Origin of the sequence: Dinoroseobacter sp. PD6, assembly GCF_028807315.1 — a bacterium.
Taxonomy (GTDB): Bacteria; Pseudomonadota; Alphaproteobacteria; order Rhodobacterales; family Rhodobacteraceae; genus Dinoroseobacter; species Dinoroseobacter shibae.
Genome location: NZ_JARAMN010000003.1, coordinates 390211 through 404878, shown reverse-complemented (window position 1 = coordinate 404878; position 14668 = coordinate 390211). Strand labels below are relative to the sequence as shown.

General features: G+C 66.3%; 15 protein-coding genes. 11 read left to right on the top strand and 4 right to left on the bottom strand.

Going from position 1 to position 14668, the window contains the following annotated elements:
* The first annotated feature begins 110 nt into the window (after positions 1-110).
* Both purF and PVW48_RS07675 read left to right on the top strand, forming a co-directional pair.
* Positions 111-1598: an amidophosphoribosyltransferase gene (gene purF, locus PVW48_RS07680; protein ID WP_044028704.1), complete on the top strand. Its 1488-nt coding sequence runs from the start codon at positions 111-113 to the stop codon at positions 1596-1598.
* A complete protein-coding gene (locus PVW48_RS07675; protein ID WP_274580920.1) occupies positions 1595-2104 on the top strand; it encodes a DUF1284 domain-containing protein in 510 nt (169 codons plus the stop codon). The genes purF and PVW48_RS07675 overlap by 4 nt, the downstream gene beginning before the upstream one ends.
* 217 nt (positions 2105-2321) lie before the next feature.
* Here the strand turns inward: PVW48_RS07675 and PVW48_RS07670 are convergent, their stop codons facing one another.
* On the bottom strand, positions 2322-2915 hold the full coding sequence (locus PVW48_RS07670) for a biotin transporter BioY (protein ID WP_274580919.1): 594 nt from the start codon (positions 2913-2915) through the stop codon (positions 2322-2324).
* A 122-nt stretch (positions 2916-3037) separates the two neighbouring features.
* Here PVW48_RS07670 and PVW48_RS07665 point away from each other — a divergent pair, with 122 nt between their 5' ends.
* From PVW48_RS07665 to PVW48_RS07650, 4 genes are all read left to right on the top strand, one after another.
* Positions 3038-3703, top strand: a complete 666-nt coding sequence (locus PVW48_RS07665) for an SDR family NAD(P)-dependent oxidoreductase (protein ID WP_274580918.1) — start codon at positions 3038-3040, stop codon at positions 3701-3703.
* A 99-nt stretch (positions 3704-3802) separates the two neighbouring features.
* Positions 3803-4588, top strand: a complete 786-nt coding sequence (gene surE, locus PVW48_RS07660; protein WP_012178804.1) for a 5'/3'-nucleotidase SurE — start codon at positions 3803-3805, stop codon at positions 4586-4588.
* Positions 4585-5235 carry a protein-L-isoaspartate(D-aspartate) O-methyltransferase gene (locus PVW48_RS07655; RefSeq protein ID WP_012178805.1) on the top strand — a complete coding sequence of 217 codons (651 nt, stop codon included), beginning with the start codon at positions 4585-4587 and terminating at the stop codon, positions 5233-5235. Before surE ends, PVW48_RS07655 begins: the two co-directional genes overlap by 4 nt.
* Positions 5236-5326: 91 nt before the next feature.
* Positions 5327-6496, top strand: coding sequence for a LysM peptidoglycan-binding domain-containing protein (locus PVW48_RS07650; RefSeq protein ID WP_274580917.1), 1170 nt, complete (start codon positions 5327-5329; stop codon positions 6494-6496).
* A gap of 73 nt (positions 6497-6569) precedes the next feature.
* On the opposite strand, the gene PVW48_RS07645 is transcribed toward PVW48_RS07650, so the two are convergent.
* A complete protein-coding gene (locus PVW48_RS07645; RefSeq protein WP_274580916.1) occupies positions 6570-7463 on the bottom strand; it encodes a DMT family transporter in 894 nt (297 codons plus the stop codon).
* Between the two features lie 78 nt (positions 7464-7541).
* Here PVW48_RS07645 and PVW48_RS07640 point away from each other — a divergent pair, with 78 nt between their 5' ends.
* The 4 genes from PVW48_RS07640 (at position 7542) to PVW48_RS07625 (ending at position 11180) form a co-directional block, all read left to right on the top strand.
* The gene (locus PVW48_RS07640) at positions 7542-8807 is read left to right on the top strand and encodes a cation:proton antiporter (protein WP_274580915.1); all 1266 of its coding nucleotides are present in this window, start codon (positions 7542-7544) and stop codon (positions 8805-8807) included.
* Positions 8808-8941: 134 nt separating this feature from the next.
* Positions 8942-9661: a DUF533 domain-containing protein gene (locus PVW48_RS07635; RefSeq protein WP_274580914.1), complete on the top strand. Its 720-nt coding sequence runs from the start codon at positions 8942-8944 to the stop codon at positions 9659-9661.
* Positions 9662-9770: 109 nt separating this feature from the next.
* The gene (locus tag PVW48_RS07630; RefSeq protein WP_274580913.1) at positions 9771-10184 is read left to right on the top strand and encodes a Fur family transcriptional regulator; all 414 of its coding nucleotides are present in this window, start codon (positions 9771-9773) and stop codon (positions 10182-10184) included.
* A gap of 84 nt (positions 10185-10268) precedes the next feature.
* Positions 10269-11180 carry a pirin family protein gene (locus PVW48_RS07625; RefSeq protein ID WP_274580912.1) on the top strand — a complete coding sequence of 304 codons (912 nt, stop codon included), beginning with the start codon at positions 10269-10271 and terminating at the stop codon, positions 11178-11180.
* A 117-nt stretch (positions 11181-11297) separates the two neighbouring features.
* On the opposite strand, the gene ltaE is transcribed toward PVW48_RS07625, so the two are convergent.
* On the bottom strand, positions 11298-12332 hold the full coding sequence (ltaE, locus tag PVW48_RS07620; protein ID WP_274580911.1) for a low-specificity L-threonine aldolase: 1035 nt from the start codon (positions 12330-12332) through the stop codon (positions 11298-11300).
* Between the two features lie 199 nt (positions 12333-12531).
* Between ltaE and eno the strand changes: the two genes are divergently transcribed.
* Positions 12532-13806, top strand: a complete 1275-nt coding sequence (eno, locus tag PVW48_RS07615) for a phosphopyruvate hydratase (RefSeq protein WP_274580910.1) — start codon at positions 12532-12534, stop codon at positions 13804-13806.
* A 75-nt stretch (positions 13807-13881) separates the two neighbouring features.
* On the opposite strand, the gene PVW48_RS07610 is transcribed toward eno, so the two are convergent.
* A complete protein-coding gene (locus tag PVW48_RS07610) occupies positions 13882-14631 on the bottom strand; it encodes a PRC-barrel domain-containing protein (RefSeq protein ID WP_274580909.1) in 750 nt (249 codons plus the stop codon).
* Between the last annotated feature and the right edge of the window lie 37 nt (positions 14632-14668).

Sequence of the window (14668 nt, the reverse complement as noted above, 5' to 3'; positions counted from 1 at the left end):
GATAGTTTCGTGACAGACGCGCTGCGACGCAGTATGACGAGCCCGACCTCTCCAAGGAATCGGAGCGCCCGTTGTCCCACCCAGACACGCCCGCCGACCGGCCGCCCAAGATGCCCCCGGCCCATCCGTTTGACTTCGACGCCGTGCGTTCCGATGACGGCGACGACAAGCTGCATGAAGAATGCGGTGTGTTCGGCGTTGTCGGCCTGCCGGAGGCGGCGAATTTCGTGGCCCTCGGCCTGCACGCGCTGCAGCATCGCGGCCAGGAGGCCGGCGGCATCGTCAGCCATGCGCCGGGGATCGGGTTCAACTCCGCGCGACGCTTCGGCTATGTGCGGGACAACTTCACCAAGGCGTCACTGATGGAAACCCTGCCCGGCCATCTGGCCATCGGGCATGTGCGATACTCCACCGCCGGATCCAAAGGGCACACCCAGATCCGCGATGTGCAGCCATTCTTCGGCGAGTTTTCCATGGGCGGCGCGGCGATCGCCCATAATGGCAACATCACCAATGCCGATGCCCTGCGTCGCGAACTGATCGACCGCGGCTCGATCTTCCAGTCCTCCTCGGACAGCGAGTGCATCATTCACCTGATGGCACGGTCGCTGCAGCGCAACATCCCCGAGCGGATGAAGGACGCCCTGCGCCGCTGCGAAGGGGCGTTTTCCGTGGTCGCCATGACCCGCACCAAGCTGATCGGCGTGCGTGATCCGCTGGGCGTGCGCCCACTGGTGCTGGGCAAGCTCGGCGATGGCTGGGCGCTCAGCTCGGAGACCTGCGCGCTCGACATCATCGGGGCCGAGTTCGTGCGCGAGATCGAGCCGGGCGAGATGGTGGTAATCACCGAAAACGAAGGCGTGCAAAGCTATTTCCCGTTCGAGCGTCGCGCCAGCCGCTTCTGCATCTTCGAGCATGTCTATTTCTCCCGCCCCGACAGCATCATCGGCGGCCGGTCGGTCTATGACACGCGCCGCATGATCGGGGTGGAACTGGCCAAGGAAGCGCCCGTGGACGCGGACCTTGTGTGCCCGGTGCCGGACAGTGGCACGCCCGCCGCCATCGGCTACAGCCAGGAGTCGGGCATTCCCTATGCCATGGGAATCATCCGTAACCAGTATATGGGCCGGACCTTCATCGAGCCGACCGAGCAGATCCGCAACATGGGCGTGCGCCTGAAGCTGAACGTCAACCGCGCGCTGATCAAGGGCAAGCGGGTGATCCTGGTGGACGACTCGGTGGTGCGCGGCACGACCTCGCGCAAGATCAAGGAAATGATCCTCGATGCGGGAGCGGCAGAGGTGCATTTCCGGATCGCGTCACCCCCGACCTCCTGGCCGTGTTTCTACGGTGTGGACACGCCGGAGCGGGAGAAGCTGCTGGCCGCCACCATGTCCGAGGACGAGATGTGCGCTCATCTGGGGGTCAACAGCCTGCGCTTCATCACGCTGGACGGGCTTTACCGCGCCGCGGGCGTTCCCGAAGGCCGGGACCCGGCGGCCCCTCGATATTGCGACGCATGTTTTTCAGGCGAATATCCGGTGGCCCCGTCGGACATGCTGGAGAAAGGGTTCCAGCTGCGCCCCGCGGCGGAATGATCCGGTTCCGGCCGCATCATTTCCTGTGCGCCCTGGGGTTCGAGGGCAAGGGCTATTCCGACCGGTTCACGGCCAACATGCACGAGATCGTGGTGACGCGCCTGCGCGCGCCCGGTGGCGACGCGACCGAGATCAGCGTGACTGCCCATACGGACGCGATCTGCGCGCCCTGCCCCAAGCGGCGCGGACGGCTTTGTGTGGATCAAGGCAAGATCGCGCGGCTGGACCGGGCCCATGGCACGGCGCTCGATCTGGCGGCAGGCGAGGTGATCACCTGGGGGCAGGCGCAGGACCGCATGGCGCGGCTGGTGCCTGACGACCTGGACCGGATCTGCGCCGGATGCCGCTGGCTGGAGATGGGGATGTGCAAGGCGGCGCTGGCGCGGCTGCGGCAGTCGCGAACGGTCATGGACACGCCGTCGCTCGACCGGGACGCGGCACCAGAAGTCAGAGCCACCGAGGCATCCCGCGCGGACCGTGGTTTCGGATCAGACCTCACGCCGTGAGCCCGGATAGATCCGATCAAGACGATCCCAGCCTTCTCGGCAGAGAGCAGCGAGAACCCGGAGGCTCTCCAATCGGTGCCGCTGGCGTGCGCGTCGGCCGCTGGGGCAAGCCCGTTGCAACGGGCTTAAGCGCCTTCCAAGGCGCTTGGCCCCTGCACGAACGACAACGCCGCCCCAATGGGCCGCGTTTCGCAATTAGCTATTCGGTGAGGCTGCGTCAGGCGCGGCGCAGCACTTTCCAGGCGCCGGAGACAACCAGTGCGGCGATCACGGCCTTAACCGCATCCCCGATCAGGAAGGGCCCCATGAACCAGGCCCAGGCCTTGTCGGCGCCGATGCCGACCCAGCCAGCCTCGAGCCCGAAGGAGGACGCCACCAGCATCGGCCAGGCCACGCCGGGAATATAGACCAGCGCCGAGGCCACCAAGGCCGCCACCGTCGTGCCGACGAACCCTTTGGCGAACCCGCGCTCGGCGGCCAGCCCGGCGACATAGGCCACGGTCACGAAGCCGATCAGAAAGCCTGCGGTCGGGCCGGCAAAGGCCAGTCCGTTCATGCCGTTGGCAAAGACCGGCAGCCCCGCCAGGCCCTGGCCGAGATAGACCAGCACCGTCGCCGCCCCGAGGCGGGCGCCGAAGGCAAAGCCCACCAGCAGGATCGCCAGCATCTGCAGGGTCATCGGCACCGGAAACATCGGAACGCTGACCTGCGCCGCAATGGCGATGAACAGCGATCCGCCCAGAACCAGCAGGGCCTTGCGCAGAAGTGTCGTCTCGCCGAACGCGGCTTGGGAGAGGGTCGTGGTGCTCATCGCTGTCATCCTGTCGTTGCAGAGGTTACACCGGTTGTTCCGTCCGCGCACGCCAAAGTCAAGCGCGACGCAGGTACACACCCCCTTGCGCTCCACCGACGCTCAAGCCTACACCCTCGCCCATGGCATATGATCTGACCGACAAGATTGCGCTGGTGACCGGCGCCTCCCGCGGGCTGGGGCACGCGGTGGCCGAGGCCCTGGCCGCGCGCGGCGCCCATGTGATCGCACTGGCGCGGACCGTGGGCGCGCTCGAAGAACTCGACGACCGGATTCAGGCCGCGGGCGGCAGCGCGACGCTCGCGCCGATCGACCTGACCAAGGAGGATGCGGTTGCCGGGATCTGCCGGGCGATCTACGACCGCTGGGGCCGGATCGACCTGCTGGTGCATTGCGCGGTCCATGCACCCACTCTGTCGCCGGTCGATCACGCCGCCCCCAAGGACTACGCCAAGACATTCGCCACCAATGTGGAGGCCACCCAGCGAGTGATCCGCATGGTCGCGCCTCTGCTCAACGAAGCCGCCGAGGGGCGCGCTATCTTCTGCGCCGATCCGCGGGCGGGCGAGAAATTCTTCGGGCTTTACGGGGCCTCCAAGGCGGCCGAGGCGGCCCTTGTGGCCAGCTGGGCCGCCGAGACCGTTCGGACCGGGCCGAAGGTCGCAAGCTTCACTCCCGCGCCCATGCCCACGGCCACCCGTGCCCGGTTCTTCCCGGGCGAGGATCGTACCGGCCTGAGCGCGCCTGCCGCAGAGGCCAAACGCCTGCTCGCCCTGCTAGACGCCTGAGTGCCCTGCGCAGGGCGGGGGCGCGCCCGCTGCCCGGCCTCCCTTGTCCCCGCCGCGCGCCGCCGCTAACAGGGATCAGGGCAGACACAAGGGCAGATCATGCGCATCCTTATTACCAATGACGACGGTATCAACGCCCCCGGGCTCGAGGTCCTGGCGGAAATCGCCGCCGAGATCGCCGGTCCGGGCGGCGAGGTCTGGACCGTGGCCCCGGCGTTCGAGCAGTCGGGTGTGGGCCATTGCATCAGCTATACCCAACCCACCATGATCGCCGAGCTGGGCCCGCGCCGCTATGCCGCCGAGGGCAGCCCGGCCGATTGCGTGATGGCCGGTCTCTATGACGTGATGAACGGGGATGCGCCGGACCTGATCCTGTCCGGGGTGAACCGGGGTAACAATTCCGGGGAGAACGCACTCTATTCCGGCACCCTGGGCGGGGCCATGGAGGGTGCGCTGCAAGGCCACAAGGCCATCGCGTTGTCGCAGTATTACGGGCCCGCCATGGCGACTGCCGACGACCCGTTTGACGCCGCTCGCCGCCACGGGGTCGCGGTGGTGCGCAAACTGCTGGCTGCGGATCAGTGGGGTGGGCCGGGTTACGGCACCTTCTACAACGTCAACTTCCCGCCGGTGCTGGCCGCCGGTGTGAAAGGGGTGCGCGCGGCCCCACAAGGACTTCGTTCGCATGCGCGGTTCCGGGTAGAGGCGCAGCTGTCGCCGTCTGGCCGGCGGTTCCTGTGGGTCCAGGGCAGTGCACAGAACGTGCCGGCCGAGCAAGGCAGCGACGTGAGTCTCAACCTCGACGGCTATATCTCGGTCACGCCCATGCGCGCCGACCTGACCGCCTATGACAAACTCGCCGACCTGGAGGCCGCCCTGGCATGAGCCCATCGCCGGAACAGGTCATGCAGTTCCTCTATGCTCTGCGCTCGCGCGGGGTTCGGGACAGGGCGGTCCTGACGGCGATGGAAAAGATCGACCGCGGCCTCTTCGTCGAAGGCGTGTTTTCGGGCCGCGCCTATGAGGACGTGCCCTTGCCCATCGCCTGTGGCCAGACCATCAGCCAGCCCTCGATCGTGGGGTTGATGACACAGGCCGCCGAGATCGGGCCCCGCCACCATGTTCTCGAAGTGGGCACAGGCGCAGGCTACCAGGCGGCGATCCTCAGCCAACTTGCCCGCCGCGTGTGGACCGTGGACCGTCACCGCCGCCTGACCCGTGCCGCCGAGGCCCGGTTCAAGGCGCTCGATCTGACCAATGTGACGGTTCTGACCGGTGACGGGAGCTTCGGTTTGCCCGACCAGGCCCCGTTCGACCGTATCCTCGTGACCGCAGCCGCCGAAGATCCCCCCGGTCCGCTCTTGGCGCAACTGCGCGAGGGGGGTATCATGGTCGTGCCGGTGGGGCAGTCGGATGCGGTGCAGAGCCTGATCAAGGTCACGCGAACCGAGAGCGGTTTCGACTATGAAGAGATGCGCAGCGTGCGGTTTGTCCCCCTGGTAGAAGGCATCGCGCCGGAGAACAGCGCCTGAATGCGCGTCCCGGCCCCCGAGGAAGGATGTCGTGCGCAGCGACCCGAAAAGAGGCGCGCCACGGCCCGACAAGAGCAGAAGGCTTGAGCCCATGACCGACATCTCCCAGCCTCCCAAGTGCGGCGCGCGGCGCACCGCCTCGGTATTGGCGATCTGTAGCGCCCTGGCCCTGGCGGGCTGCGACACCTCGACCATGGATTTCGACATGCGGGACGCATTCGGCGGCCCGTTCTCGACTGCCGGCGCAGTGGGGGCGCCCGCCGCCCCACGGCCCGAGCCCGATGAGCGCGGGGTGATTTCCTATGCCGACTATCAGGTGGTCCTGTCGCGGCAGGGCGACACCGCCAACACCATCGCCGCGCGGCTCGGGGTCGACCCGGGCGCGCTGGCACGGTTCAACGGGCTGAACCCGGAAACCGTGCTGCGAGAGGGCGAGGTTCTGGCCCTGCCGACCCGGGTGGCAGAGCCTGTGGGCACCACGGATATCGCGGCCCTCGCTTCGGGCGCGATCGAACGGGCGGAGCTGCCCGAAGGCACCAGCAGCGTAGACACCCCGCTGGTGCGCGCCGTGCCCTCGGCGGAACTGTCCGGCCCGACACCAATGCAACACAAGGTGCAGCGCGGGGAGACAGCCTATTCCATCGCGCGGCTCTACGACATCTCGGTGCGAGCTTTGGCGGACTGGAACGGACTGGGTCCGGATCTCGCGGTGCGCGAGGGACAAGTTCTGCTGGTGCCGCTGACCACAGCGGCTGCGGCCCCTGCCGCCGCCCCCGAGCAGCCCGCGCCCGGGCAGGGTAGCGTCGCGCCGGTCCCACCGAGTGCCAGTACCCCCCTGCCCGAGCCGGAACCCGTGGCCGCCGTGCCCGACGCGCCCGACATGGGGCAGTTCCAGACCGAGGCCTCGGACAGTGCGAGCTTCGCCTTCCCGGTCGCGGGCCGGATTATCCGCGATTACGACAAGGGCCGGAACGACGGCATCGGCATCGCTGCCGACCCGGGCACGCCCGTGGTGGCGGCGGGCGACGGCGAGGTCGCCGCGATCACCCGTGATACGGACCAGGTGCCGATCCTGGTGCTGCGGCACCCCGACAACCTGCTGACGGTTTACGCCAATGTGGGAGATATCGCCGTGGAGAAGGGCGATACGGTGCGTCGGGGACAGCAGGTCGCGACCGTGGCCACGGGCGATCCGTCCTTCCTGCATTTCGAGATCCGCGAAGGGATCGAAAGCGTCGACCCGGTGCCCTACCTGAATTGATCCGCGCCGATGGCCGGAGCCGGGCCAAGCGCCTTGCAAGGCGCTTAAGCCCGTTGCAACGGGCTTGGCCCGCTCAGCGCGCCCGACGCGGCCGGTTGATCAGAACGAGCCCCACCAGCAGCAACCCCAGAGACAGCCACAGGCTCGCGCTCAGGGGCTCGTCCAGCAACAGCCAGCCGAACCCGAAACCGCTCAGCGGCATCAGGAAGGCAAAGCTTGACACCCCTCCGGCGGGGTAGATCGACAACAGCCAGAGCCAGAAGATGTAGCCCGCAGAGACGATAACCACGATCTGAAACAGCAGCGAGCCGACATGGATCGGCGCGAGATCCCGCACCAGTGGCCCGAAAAACGGCGCCAGCGCCAGAAGTACCACCGCCGAGACCGCCACCTGCCACATCAGCTGCATCTCGGGGCGCACGGTCTTCAGCGCCGAGGCCTTGGCAAGCAGTCCGATCCCCGCCCAGCTGATTGCCGCCCCGAGGGCCAAGAGATCGCCCCAGAAGCTCCCTGTGACCAGGTCGCTGCCACGGCTTGCAAAGGCCACGATCACCCCGGCGAAGGCCAAGGCCAGCCCGACCGCCTTGGACGCGGACATCCGCTCGCCCGGCAGAACCCAATGGCCAATCAACGTCAGCCAGACTGGCATGGAATACATCAGAACGCTGACCCGGGTGACGTTATTGATGTCGAGCGCGATGAACAGGCACAGGAACTCGATCGCAAAGAGCGCTCCGATTGCCAGCCCCGCCTTGACCGTCCCCGCCGCCACCTTAAGAGGCAGCCCGCGAAACCGCATCCAGAGCCAGATGCAGATCACCGCGCCCAGCGAGCGCAGTCCTGCGGCAAAGACCGGCTGCAGGCCATCGCCCACGATCTTGATCGCGACCTGGTTGAGCCCCATCAGCAGGGCGAAGCCCACCAGCGCCACGGCACCGAAGGCGTCTATACTCTCGCGGGGGGGCATGCAAATCTCCGGTCAGCGCCCTTCTCGGTACTCCGTTGCCGGTGCAGTCGCAACCCGGACCCGAGGACGAGCCCGCCCATGGATTTCTTTCAGATCGCGTCGCTGCTGGTGGTGATCGCCGCTCTCTTCGGTGTCATCAATCACCTGTACCTACGCCTGCCCCCCTCGATCGGGATCTTGCTGGTGGCGCTTGCTGCCTCGCTCTCGGTGATGGGGATCGACGCGCTCTTTCCGCAGAGCGTCATGCGCGAGGCCGTGACAGGAATGGTGGCGCGGCTGGAGTTCTCCGACGCGCTGCTCGACGGGATGCTGGGCCTGCTGCTCTTTGCCGGGGCGCTGCATGTGAATATCTCGGATCTGCGTCACGAAGGCCGCATTGTGCTGCTTTTGGCGACCCTCGGGGTGGTGATCTCCACCCTGGTCGCGGGGCTGGGGTTCTGGGCGCTTGCGGGCGCACCCATTCTGATTGCGCTGGTGTTCGGGGCGTTGATCTCGCCCACCGACCCCGTCGCCGTTCTGGGCGTGCTGCGCTCGACGAACATGCCCAAGAGCCTGGAGACCAAGATCGCGGGCGAGAGCCTGTTCAATGACGGGGTCGGTTACGTGGTGTTCCTGATCCTCGTGGGACTGGCCTTTCCGGCGCAGGCCCACATGGACGCGGGGTTCTTCAACGCGGTCTTTCTGTTCGTGCGGGAGGCGGGGGGCGGGGCGCTGGTCGGGCTGGTGCTGGGTTGGCTGACCTTCAAGCTGATGGTTCGGGTGGACGATTACGCGCTTGACGTGATGCTGACCCTGGCACTGGCGCTCGGAGGGTATTCCCTGTCCGTGTGGCTGGGGGTATCGGCTCCAATCATGGCCGTGGTCGCAGGGCTAATGATCGGCGAGGTTCTGTCCGAGCACCGCATGTCCGAGCTGACGCGGACCCAGGTCGACATGTTCTGGCACCTGATCGACCAGATCCTGAACGCGATCCTCTTCCTGATGATCGGGTTCGAGATTTTCGCCGTCACCTTCAGTCACGCATCTTTCGGGCTGATCGTCGGCGCGATTGTCCTGTCGCTGATCGCGCGGCTCGCGGCGGTGGCAATCCCGCTCTATCTCGTACGCAGTCCCGCCGACCTGACCCCGGAGGCGATCCCGATCATGACCTGGGGCGGGCTGAAGGGCGGGATTTCGGTGGCGCTGGTTCTATCCCTGCCCGAAACCGAGTGGACGCAGGTGCTGCTGACGGCGGTCTATGTGGTCGTGATCTTCTCGATCGTGGTACAAGGTTTGACAGTGGCGCCATTGGCCCGGGCGCTCAGCCGACGGGCACGGGCCGCGCAGAAGGCCCCGCGCGCGTAGGTTGCGGAGTCGGGACCGCAGGATATGCAAGCACCCCGGCAGAGGTGAGCCCTGGCTTGCTTCCCCACGGCTTTCCCGGATGACCGGCCGCGTTGCCTGTGGCAAGCTGGTGCCCAGTTGAAGGGAGAGATCGGATGAGTTTCATGGGAACGCTGGCCAAGGTGGCCATCGGCTACGCCGCGGCCCGGGGAGTGGACAAGCTGTCCGGGGGCGAAGGGCTGGCAACTTTGCTCGGCGGTGGGCAGGCCGAGGCGGGCAGCCTGTTCGGCGGGGCCGAGACCGAAGGCACCCTTGGCGGGCTGTTCGGTGACGGGTCCGGCGGCCTCGGCGGTGTGTTCGACAATCTGCGCGATGGTGCCGGAGGTGAAGGGGATGGCGGCTTGCTTGGGCTTGCCGGGCTCGCGGGCGTTCTGGGATTGGCAGGCGGCGCGGCGGCCGCGACCACCAGCCTCGGCGACATCCTGTCGGGCCATATCGACGACGGTGCGGCCGGCCGGGAGGAGGAGGACACCGCCAAGCTGTTGCTCCGGGCGATGATCCAAGCGGCCAAGTCCGACGGCGGCATCGACATGCAGGAGAAACAACGCATCCTCGCCACCGTGGGCGACGCCAGCCCCGGCGAGGTCGCTTTCGTCACGGCACAGATGCAGGCCCCGCTCGATCCTGCAGGCCTCGCGGCGGACACGCCGGAGGGGCTGCGCGACCGGGTCTACGGCGCGGCGCTGATGACGATCAGGCTCGACAGCCCGGCCGAGGCGCGTTTCCTGACCGATCTTTGCACCGCGCTTGGTCTGACGGCAGCCCAGCGTGCCGCCCTGCACCGGCAGATGGGCGCGCCGACGCTTCCGGGCTGATCCGAAACCTGCAAGCCCCCGGGCAGACGGTGCAGGCGCGGCCGTTCCTTGGCACTGGAACTGCGCGGCGCAATTGCGTATCAGTCTTGGCACCATCCACGGGACGCACATGACAGATACGATCCTCAGCCGCTGCGAGACCAAGGGCCTGCGCATCACCGGACCGCGCCGCGTGATCGCGACGGTTCTGGACGCGGCGCGGGACCACCCGGATGTGGAAGAGCTTTACGCGCGCGCCACCGCGCTCGATCCCAGCATCTCGCTCGCCACGGTCTACCGCACGGTCAAACTGTTCGAGGAGGCCGGGATCCTTGAGAAGGTCGATTTCGGCGATGGCCGCGCGCGCTACGAGGATGCCGAGCGCGACCACCACGACCACCTGATCGACCTCAATTCGGGCAAGGTGATCGAATTCGTCTCGCCCGAGATCGAAGCGCTGCAAGAAAAGATCGCAGAGAAGCTGGGTTACCGGCTGAAGGGCCACAAGCTCGAACTCTACGGCGTGCCGATGAAGAAGGAGTGAGGACGCACAAGCCCTGTGCGTCCCGCGCGTTGCCGGGCCTCGCGAAGGCCGCCATGTTTCCAGCCAGACAGCAGGAGATGCGCGATGACCTTTCGCCCCGTGAAATCGACACATATGGCGCAACCCACGATGGAGGGTGCGGGCGTTCACCTGCACCGCGTGTTCGGCTTCGGCGACCCGTCCGACAGCGATCCCTTCCTGTTGCTGGACGATTTCCGCAACGACGATCCGCGGGCCTATGAAAAAGGTTTCCCCTGGCACCCGCACCGGGGGATCGAGACGATCACTTATGTGCTGGAAGGTGAGGTGGACCACGGTGACAGCCTCGGCAATCGAGGCACGCTTGGCGCAGGATCGGTACAGTGGATGACCGCCGGGTCGGGGATCCTGCACCAGGAAATGCCTCGCGGGAATGCCGCCGGGCAGATGCATGGGTTTCAGTTGTGGGCAAATCTGCCCAGTGCGCAGAAGATGACCACGCCGCGGTACCAGGACATCGCGGGCAGCGACATTCCCGAAGTGATCGAGGATGACGGCACCCGGGCCCGCGTGATCACCGGCAGTTTCTGGGGCGTGCGCGGCCCCGTGGACGGGATCGCGGCCGAGCCCCAGTATCTCGACATTTCCATGCCGCCAAACACGCGCCGCGTCCTGCCCGTGGACACCTACGCCAACACTTTCGCCTATGTATTCGCAGGGGCGGCGCGGTTCCGCGACGCTTCCGCGCCCGTGGGGGTGCGCGTCGAGAAGGAGGTTGCCGGAGAGGAGATCAACATCCGTGACATGTCGGGCAATCGCACGCTGGTTCGCTTCGACACTGGGGACGAGATTTCGGTGACATCGGGCCCCGAGGGCGCCCGGTTCCTGTTGGTCTCTGGGCGCCCGATCGAGGAGCCCGTGGCGTGGCATGGGCCGATCGTGATGAACACCCGCGCCGAACTGCAGCAAGCGATGCGGGATCTCAACAACGGCACCTTCATCAAGCCCGTGCACTGACGGCAAAAAGGCGTTTCGAAACGCCTTGATAAAGCGCCTTGCAAGGCGCTTGGGACGCGATTTCCAAATCGCGTGGTCAAGCCCGTTCGAACGGGCTTCGTCACCCTCAGACGAAGGTCAGAGACAACTCTCGAACGCAGCGATTGCGGCCGTCAGGGCGGCGTCGTCCACATCCCTGTGCACCACCAGCCGGATCGCACCTTCGCCCGGATCGCTGATCCGCACACCCTGCCCCGCCATGCGTGCCGCGAGCGCGGCGCGGTTCTGCACCGGCGGCGTGAAGAAGACCATGTTGGTGCCTTGCCGTACCGTCCCGAGCGAGATCAGGGCCCGAGCCAGGTGTGCTGCCCGGGCGTGATCCTCTGCCAGTCTCGGCAGCTGGTGCTCCAGCGCCCAGAGGCCCGCCGCGGCCAGCACCCCAGACTGGCGCATCCCGCCCCCCAACAGCTTGCGCAGCCGCCGCGCCTCGGCAATCACGGGTGTGGGTCCGACCAGCACCGTTCCCGCAGGCGCCCCCAGCCCCTTGGAGAGGCAGAGCGACACGGTATCCGCCAAGCCCGCCAGTTCCGCCTCGCTACAGCCCAGTGCCGTCACCGCGTTGAAGAACCGCGCGCCATCGAGGTGGACCGAAAGCCCCGCCTCCCGCCCGGTCCGCACTGCTGCTGCCATTCGAGCCAGCGGCACCGCGCGCCCGCCCACGGTGTTTTCAAGGCACAGCAGGCGCGAGCGGGCGTAATGCACATCCTCCGGCTTCAGTGCCGCGCGGATCTCTGCAGGCTCCAGCCCGCCATCTTCTGCCACCGGTATCGGAACCAGTGACAGTGCACCCAGAACACTCGCCGAGGCCGCCTCATCTGCGTAGACATGGTAGTCGCGTCCCACGATCACCTCTTCGCCGCGGGCGCATTGGGCCATCAGGGCGGCCAGGTTGCTCATGCAGCCGGTTGGAAAAAACAGCCCCGCCGCCTTGTCCATCCGCTCCGCCAGGACCGCTTCTAGGCGCAACACGGTCGGATCCTCGCCGTAGCAGTCATCCCCTACCTCGGCGTCCGCCATCGCCGCGCGCATCCCGGCGCAGGGCCGAGTCACGGTATCCGAGCGCAAATCACAGATCGTCCCCATCGGGGCGATACCGCTGCTGTAGAGGGTCATGACCTTGCCTGCCTTCCGAAGCCCCGATGCTGCATGGCACCGACGCACCAAGGATGGCCGGGCTTGGCGTTGCCGGAAAGACCCAGAAATTATGTTAGCGATAACAATTCCAACTTGCAGACCGGATTCAGCAGTTCAATCCACGCAGAACCCCTGCTATGCACAGCCGCAAATCCGGCGCCTGAGAGGAACAGACCCCATGTCACTGATCGTTGATGTCTATGCTCGCGAAATTCTTGATAGCCGGGGCAACCCGACGGTGGAGGTGGACGTCACGCTCGAAGACGGCACCCTGGGCCGGGCGGCGGTGCCGTCGGGTGCGTCTACCGGCGCCTACGAGGCGGTCGAGCTGCGCGACAAGGACACAGCACGGTATTTCGGCAAAGGCGTCAAGACGGCGGTGGCCTTCGTCAATGGCGAGATCGCCGAGGCCCTGATGGGCATCGACGCGACCGACCAGGTGGGCATCGACAGCGCGATGATCGAACTGGACGGGACCCCGAACAAGAGCCGCCTTGGTGCCAATGCGATCCTGGGCGTGTCGCTGGCGGTCGCCAAGGCTGCCGCCGAGGCCACGGGCCAGCCGCTCTATCGCTATGTGGGCGGCACCTCGGCGCGGGTTCTGCCGGTGCCCATGATGAATATCATCAACGGCGGCGAGCATGCGGACAATCCGATCGATATCCAGGAATTCATGATCATGCCGGTCTCGGCCGACAGCATCGCCGAGGCCGTGCGCATGGGCGCCGAGGTGTTCCACACCTTGAAGAAGGAACTGTCGGCCGCGGGCCTGTCGACCGGCATCGGCGATGAGGGCGGCTTTGCGCCGAACCTCAGCTCCACCCGCGATGCGCTGGACTTCGTGCTGAAGGCGATCGAAAAGGCCGGCTATACGCCGGGCGAAGACATCTATCTCGCCTTGGATTGTGCCGCGACCGAGTATTTCGAGGACGGGCGCTACGAGATGAAGGGCGAGGGCAAGACACTGACCCCCGAGGCCAATGTCGACTACCTCGAGGCGCTGGTGAACGACTACCCGATCCTGTCGATCGAGGATGGCTGTTCCGAGGATGACTGGGACGGTTGGGCGCTGCTGACCGAGCGTCTGGGCGACCGGGTGCAGCTTGTGGGCGATGACCTGTTCGTCACGAACCCTGCACGGCTGGCCGAGGGTATCCAGAAGGGCTGCGCCAATTCCCTGCTGGTGAAGGTCAACCAGATCGGCACCCTGACCGAAACCCTTGCGGCGGTGGACCTGGCCCATCGCAACCGGATGACTTGCGTGATGTCGCACCGCTCCGGCGAGACTGAGGATGCCACCATTGCCGACCTCGCCGTGGCCACGAATTGCGGGCAGATCAAGACTGGCTCGCTGGCGCGCTCGGACCGGCTGGCGAAATACAACCAACTCATCCGGATCGAGGACGAACTGGGCGAGACGGCGATCTACGCGGGCCGGTCGATCCTGCGCTGAGCCTGGGCGGGCGAGCTTCGCGAGAAAGTTTTGATGTTCGAAGAAAAGGGGGCCGGTCGGCCCCCTTACCCGTTCTTACTGCCACCAATCCTTTTCGACCGGGCGCTCGTTTTTCAGATCCTCCTCGGACATCCACGTCACGAAGGCGAAGTTGCCATCATCGTCAGGCATGGTGCGATGCAGGTCCGACATCTCGATCAGGACATGGGCATCGCCCATCCCGAGAACGCCGCCCACTTCGGCGACAAAGCCCCGCAGGTTTCCGTCCGGCCCGACAACCATTTCGGCCACGTTGCCGATGTTATCCCAATCGTCGGCAATGCGCGTGGCTTTTCGCCAGGCGCCAGGTTCCATCGCCGCGCGGGCGGTATAGATGTCGGCCCCGATGATGTCGCTGGCCCTGATGAAGTCGGACCGATTATCGAGGTCGATCGGTGTGAGGACGCGCGCCTCGCCCATTTCCGCGCGGGCGGCGAGGGTTTCTTTCGTGTGCTCAACTTCATCAATTGCTTCCGCATAGGCTTTTTTCGTGGTCTCGACAGCCGAGTTATAGACGTCCTCGACCGCGCTGGCGGCATCACCACCGACCTCTGCGGCCTGCTCCGTACTGGACGTCGTGGCGCTTTCCACTGCAGCGGCGGCATCGCTGATCTCTTCGGTTATCCGATCATACACTTCGGATGCACCGTTTTCGACGGTCTCGGCGGCTTCTGTCGCATGGGATTGGACCTCGGACACTGTGTTGCCCTCGTCTGCGCCACTCATCGCGAAGGCAGGGCTACACATGGCGGTCGTGGCGATGAGAGCAAGGCTCAAGCGGGTCATGGAAAATCCTCCTGTATCTGCTGCGCCGTTCTCGGCG

Excerpts from the sequence above, each read along its gene's own strand:
- purF (WP_044028704.1), top strand. The coding sequence starts at position 111 with ATGCCCCCGGCCCATCCGTTTGACTTCGACGCCGTGCGTTCCGATGAC.
- PVW48_RS07675 (WP_274580920.1), top strand. The coding sequence starts at position 1,595 with ATGATCCGGTTCCGGCCGCATCATTTCCTGTGCGCCCTGGGGTTCGAG.
- PVW48_RS07670 (WP_274580919.1), bottom strand. The coding sequence starts at position 2,915 with ATGAGCACCACGACCCTCTCCCAAGCCGCGTTCGGCGAGACGACACTT.
- PVW48_RS07665 (WP_274580918.1), top strand. The coding sequence starts at position 3,038 with ATGGCATATGATCTGACCGACAAGATTGCGCTGGTGACCGGCGCCTCC.
- surE (WP_012178804.1), top strand. The coding sequence starts at position 3,803 with ATGCGCATCCTTATTACCAATGACGACGGTATCAACGCCCCCGGGCTC.
- PVW48_RS07655 (WP_012178805.1), top strand. The coding sequence starts at position 4,585 with ATGAGCCCATCGCCGGAACAGGTCATGCAGTTCCTCTATGCTCTGCGC.
- PVW48_RS07650 (WP_274580917.1), top strand. The coding sequence starts at position 5,327 with ATGACCGACATCTCCCAGCCTCCCAAGTGCGGCGCGCGGCGCACCGCC.
- PVW48_RS07645 (WP_274580916.1), bottom strand. The coding sequence starts at position 7,463 with ATGCCCCCCCGCGAGAGTATAGACGCCTTCGGTGCCGTGGCGCTGGTG.
- PVW48_RS07640 (WP_274580915.1), top strand. The coding sequence starts at position 7,542 with ATGGATTTCTTTCAGATCGCGTCGCTGCTGGTGGTGATCGCCGCTCTC.
- PVW48_RS07635 (WP_274580914.1), top strand. The coding sequence starts at position 8,942 with ATGAGTTTCATGGGAACGCTGGCCAAGGTGGCCATCGGCTACGCCGCG.
- PVW48_RS07630 (WP_274580913.1), top strand. The coding sequence starts at position 9,771 with ATGACAGATACGATCCTCAGCCGCTGCGAGACCAAGGGCCTGCGCATC.
- PVW48_RS07625 (WP_274580912.1), top strand. The coding sequence starts at position 10,269 with ATGACCTTTCGCCCCGTGAAATCGACACATATGGCGCAACCCACGATG.
- ltaE (WP_274580911.1), bottom strand. The coding sequence starts at position 12,332 with ATGACCCTCTACAGCAGCGGTATCGCCCCGATGGGGACGATCTGTGAT.
- eno (WP_274580910.1), top strand. The coding sequence starts at position 12,532 with ATGTCACTGATCGTTGATGTCTATGCTCGCGAAATTCTTGATAGCCGG.
- PVW48_RS07610 (WP_274580909.1), bottom strand. The coding sequence starts at position 14,631 with ATGACCCGCTTGAGCCTTGCTCTCATCGCCACGACCGCCATGTGTAGC.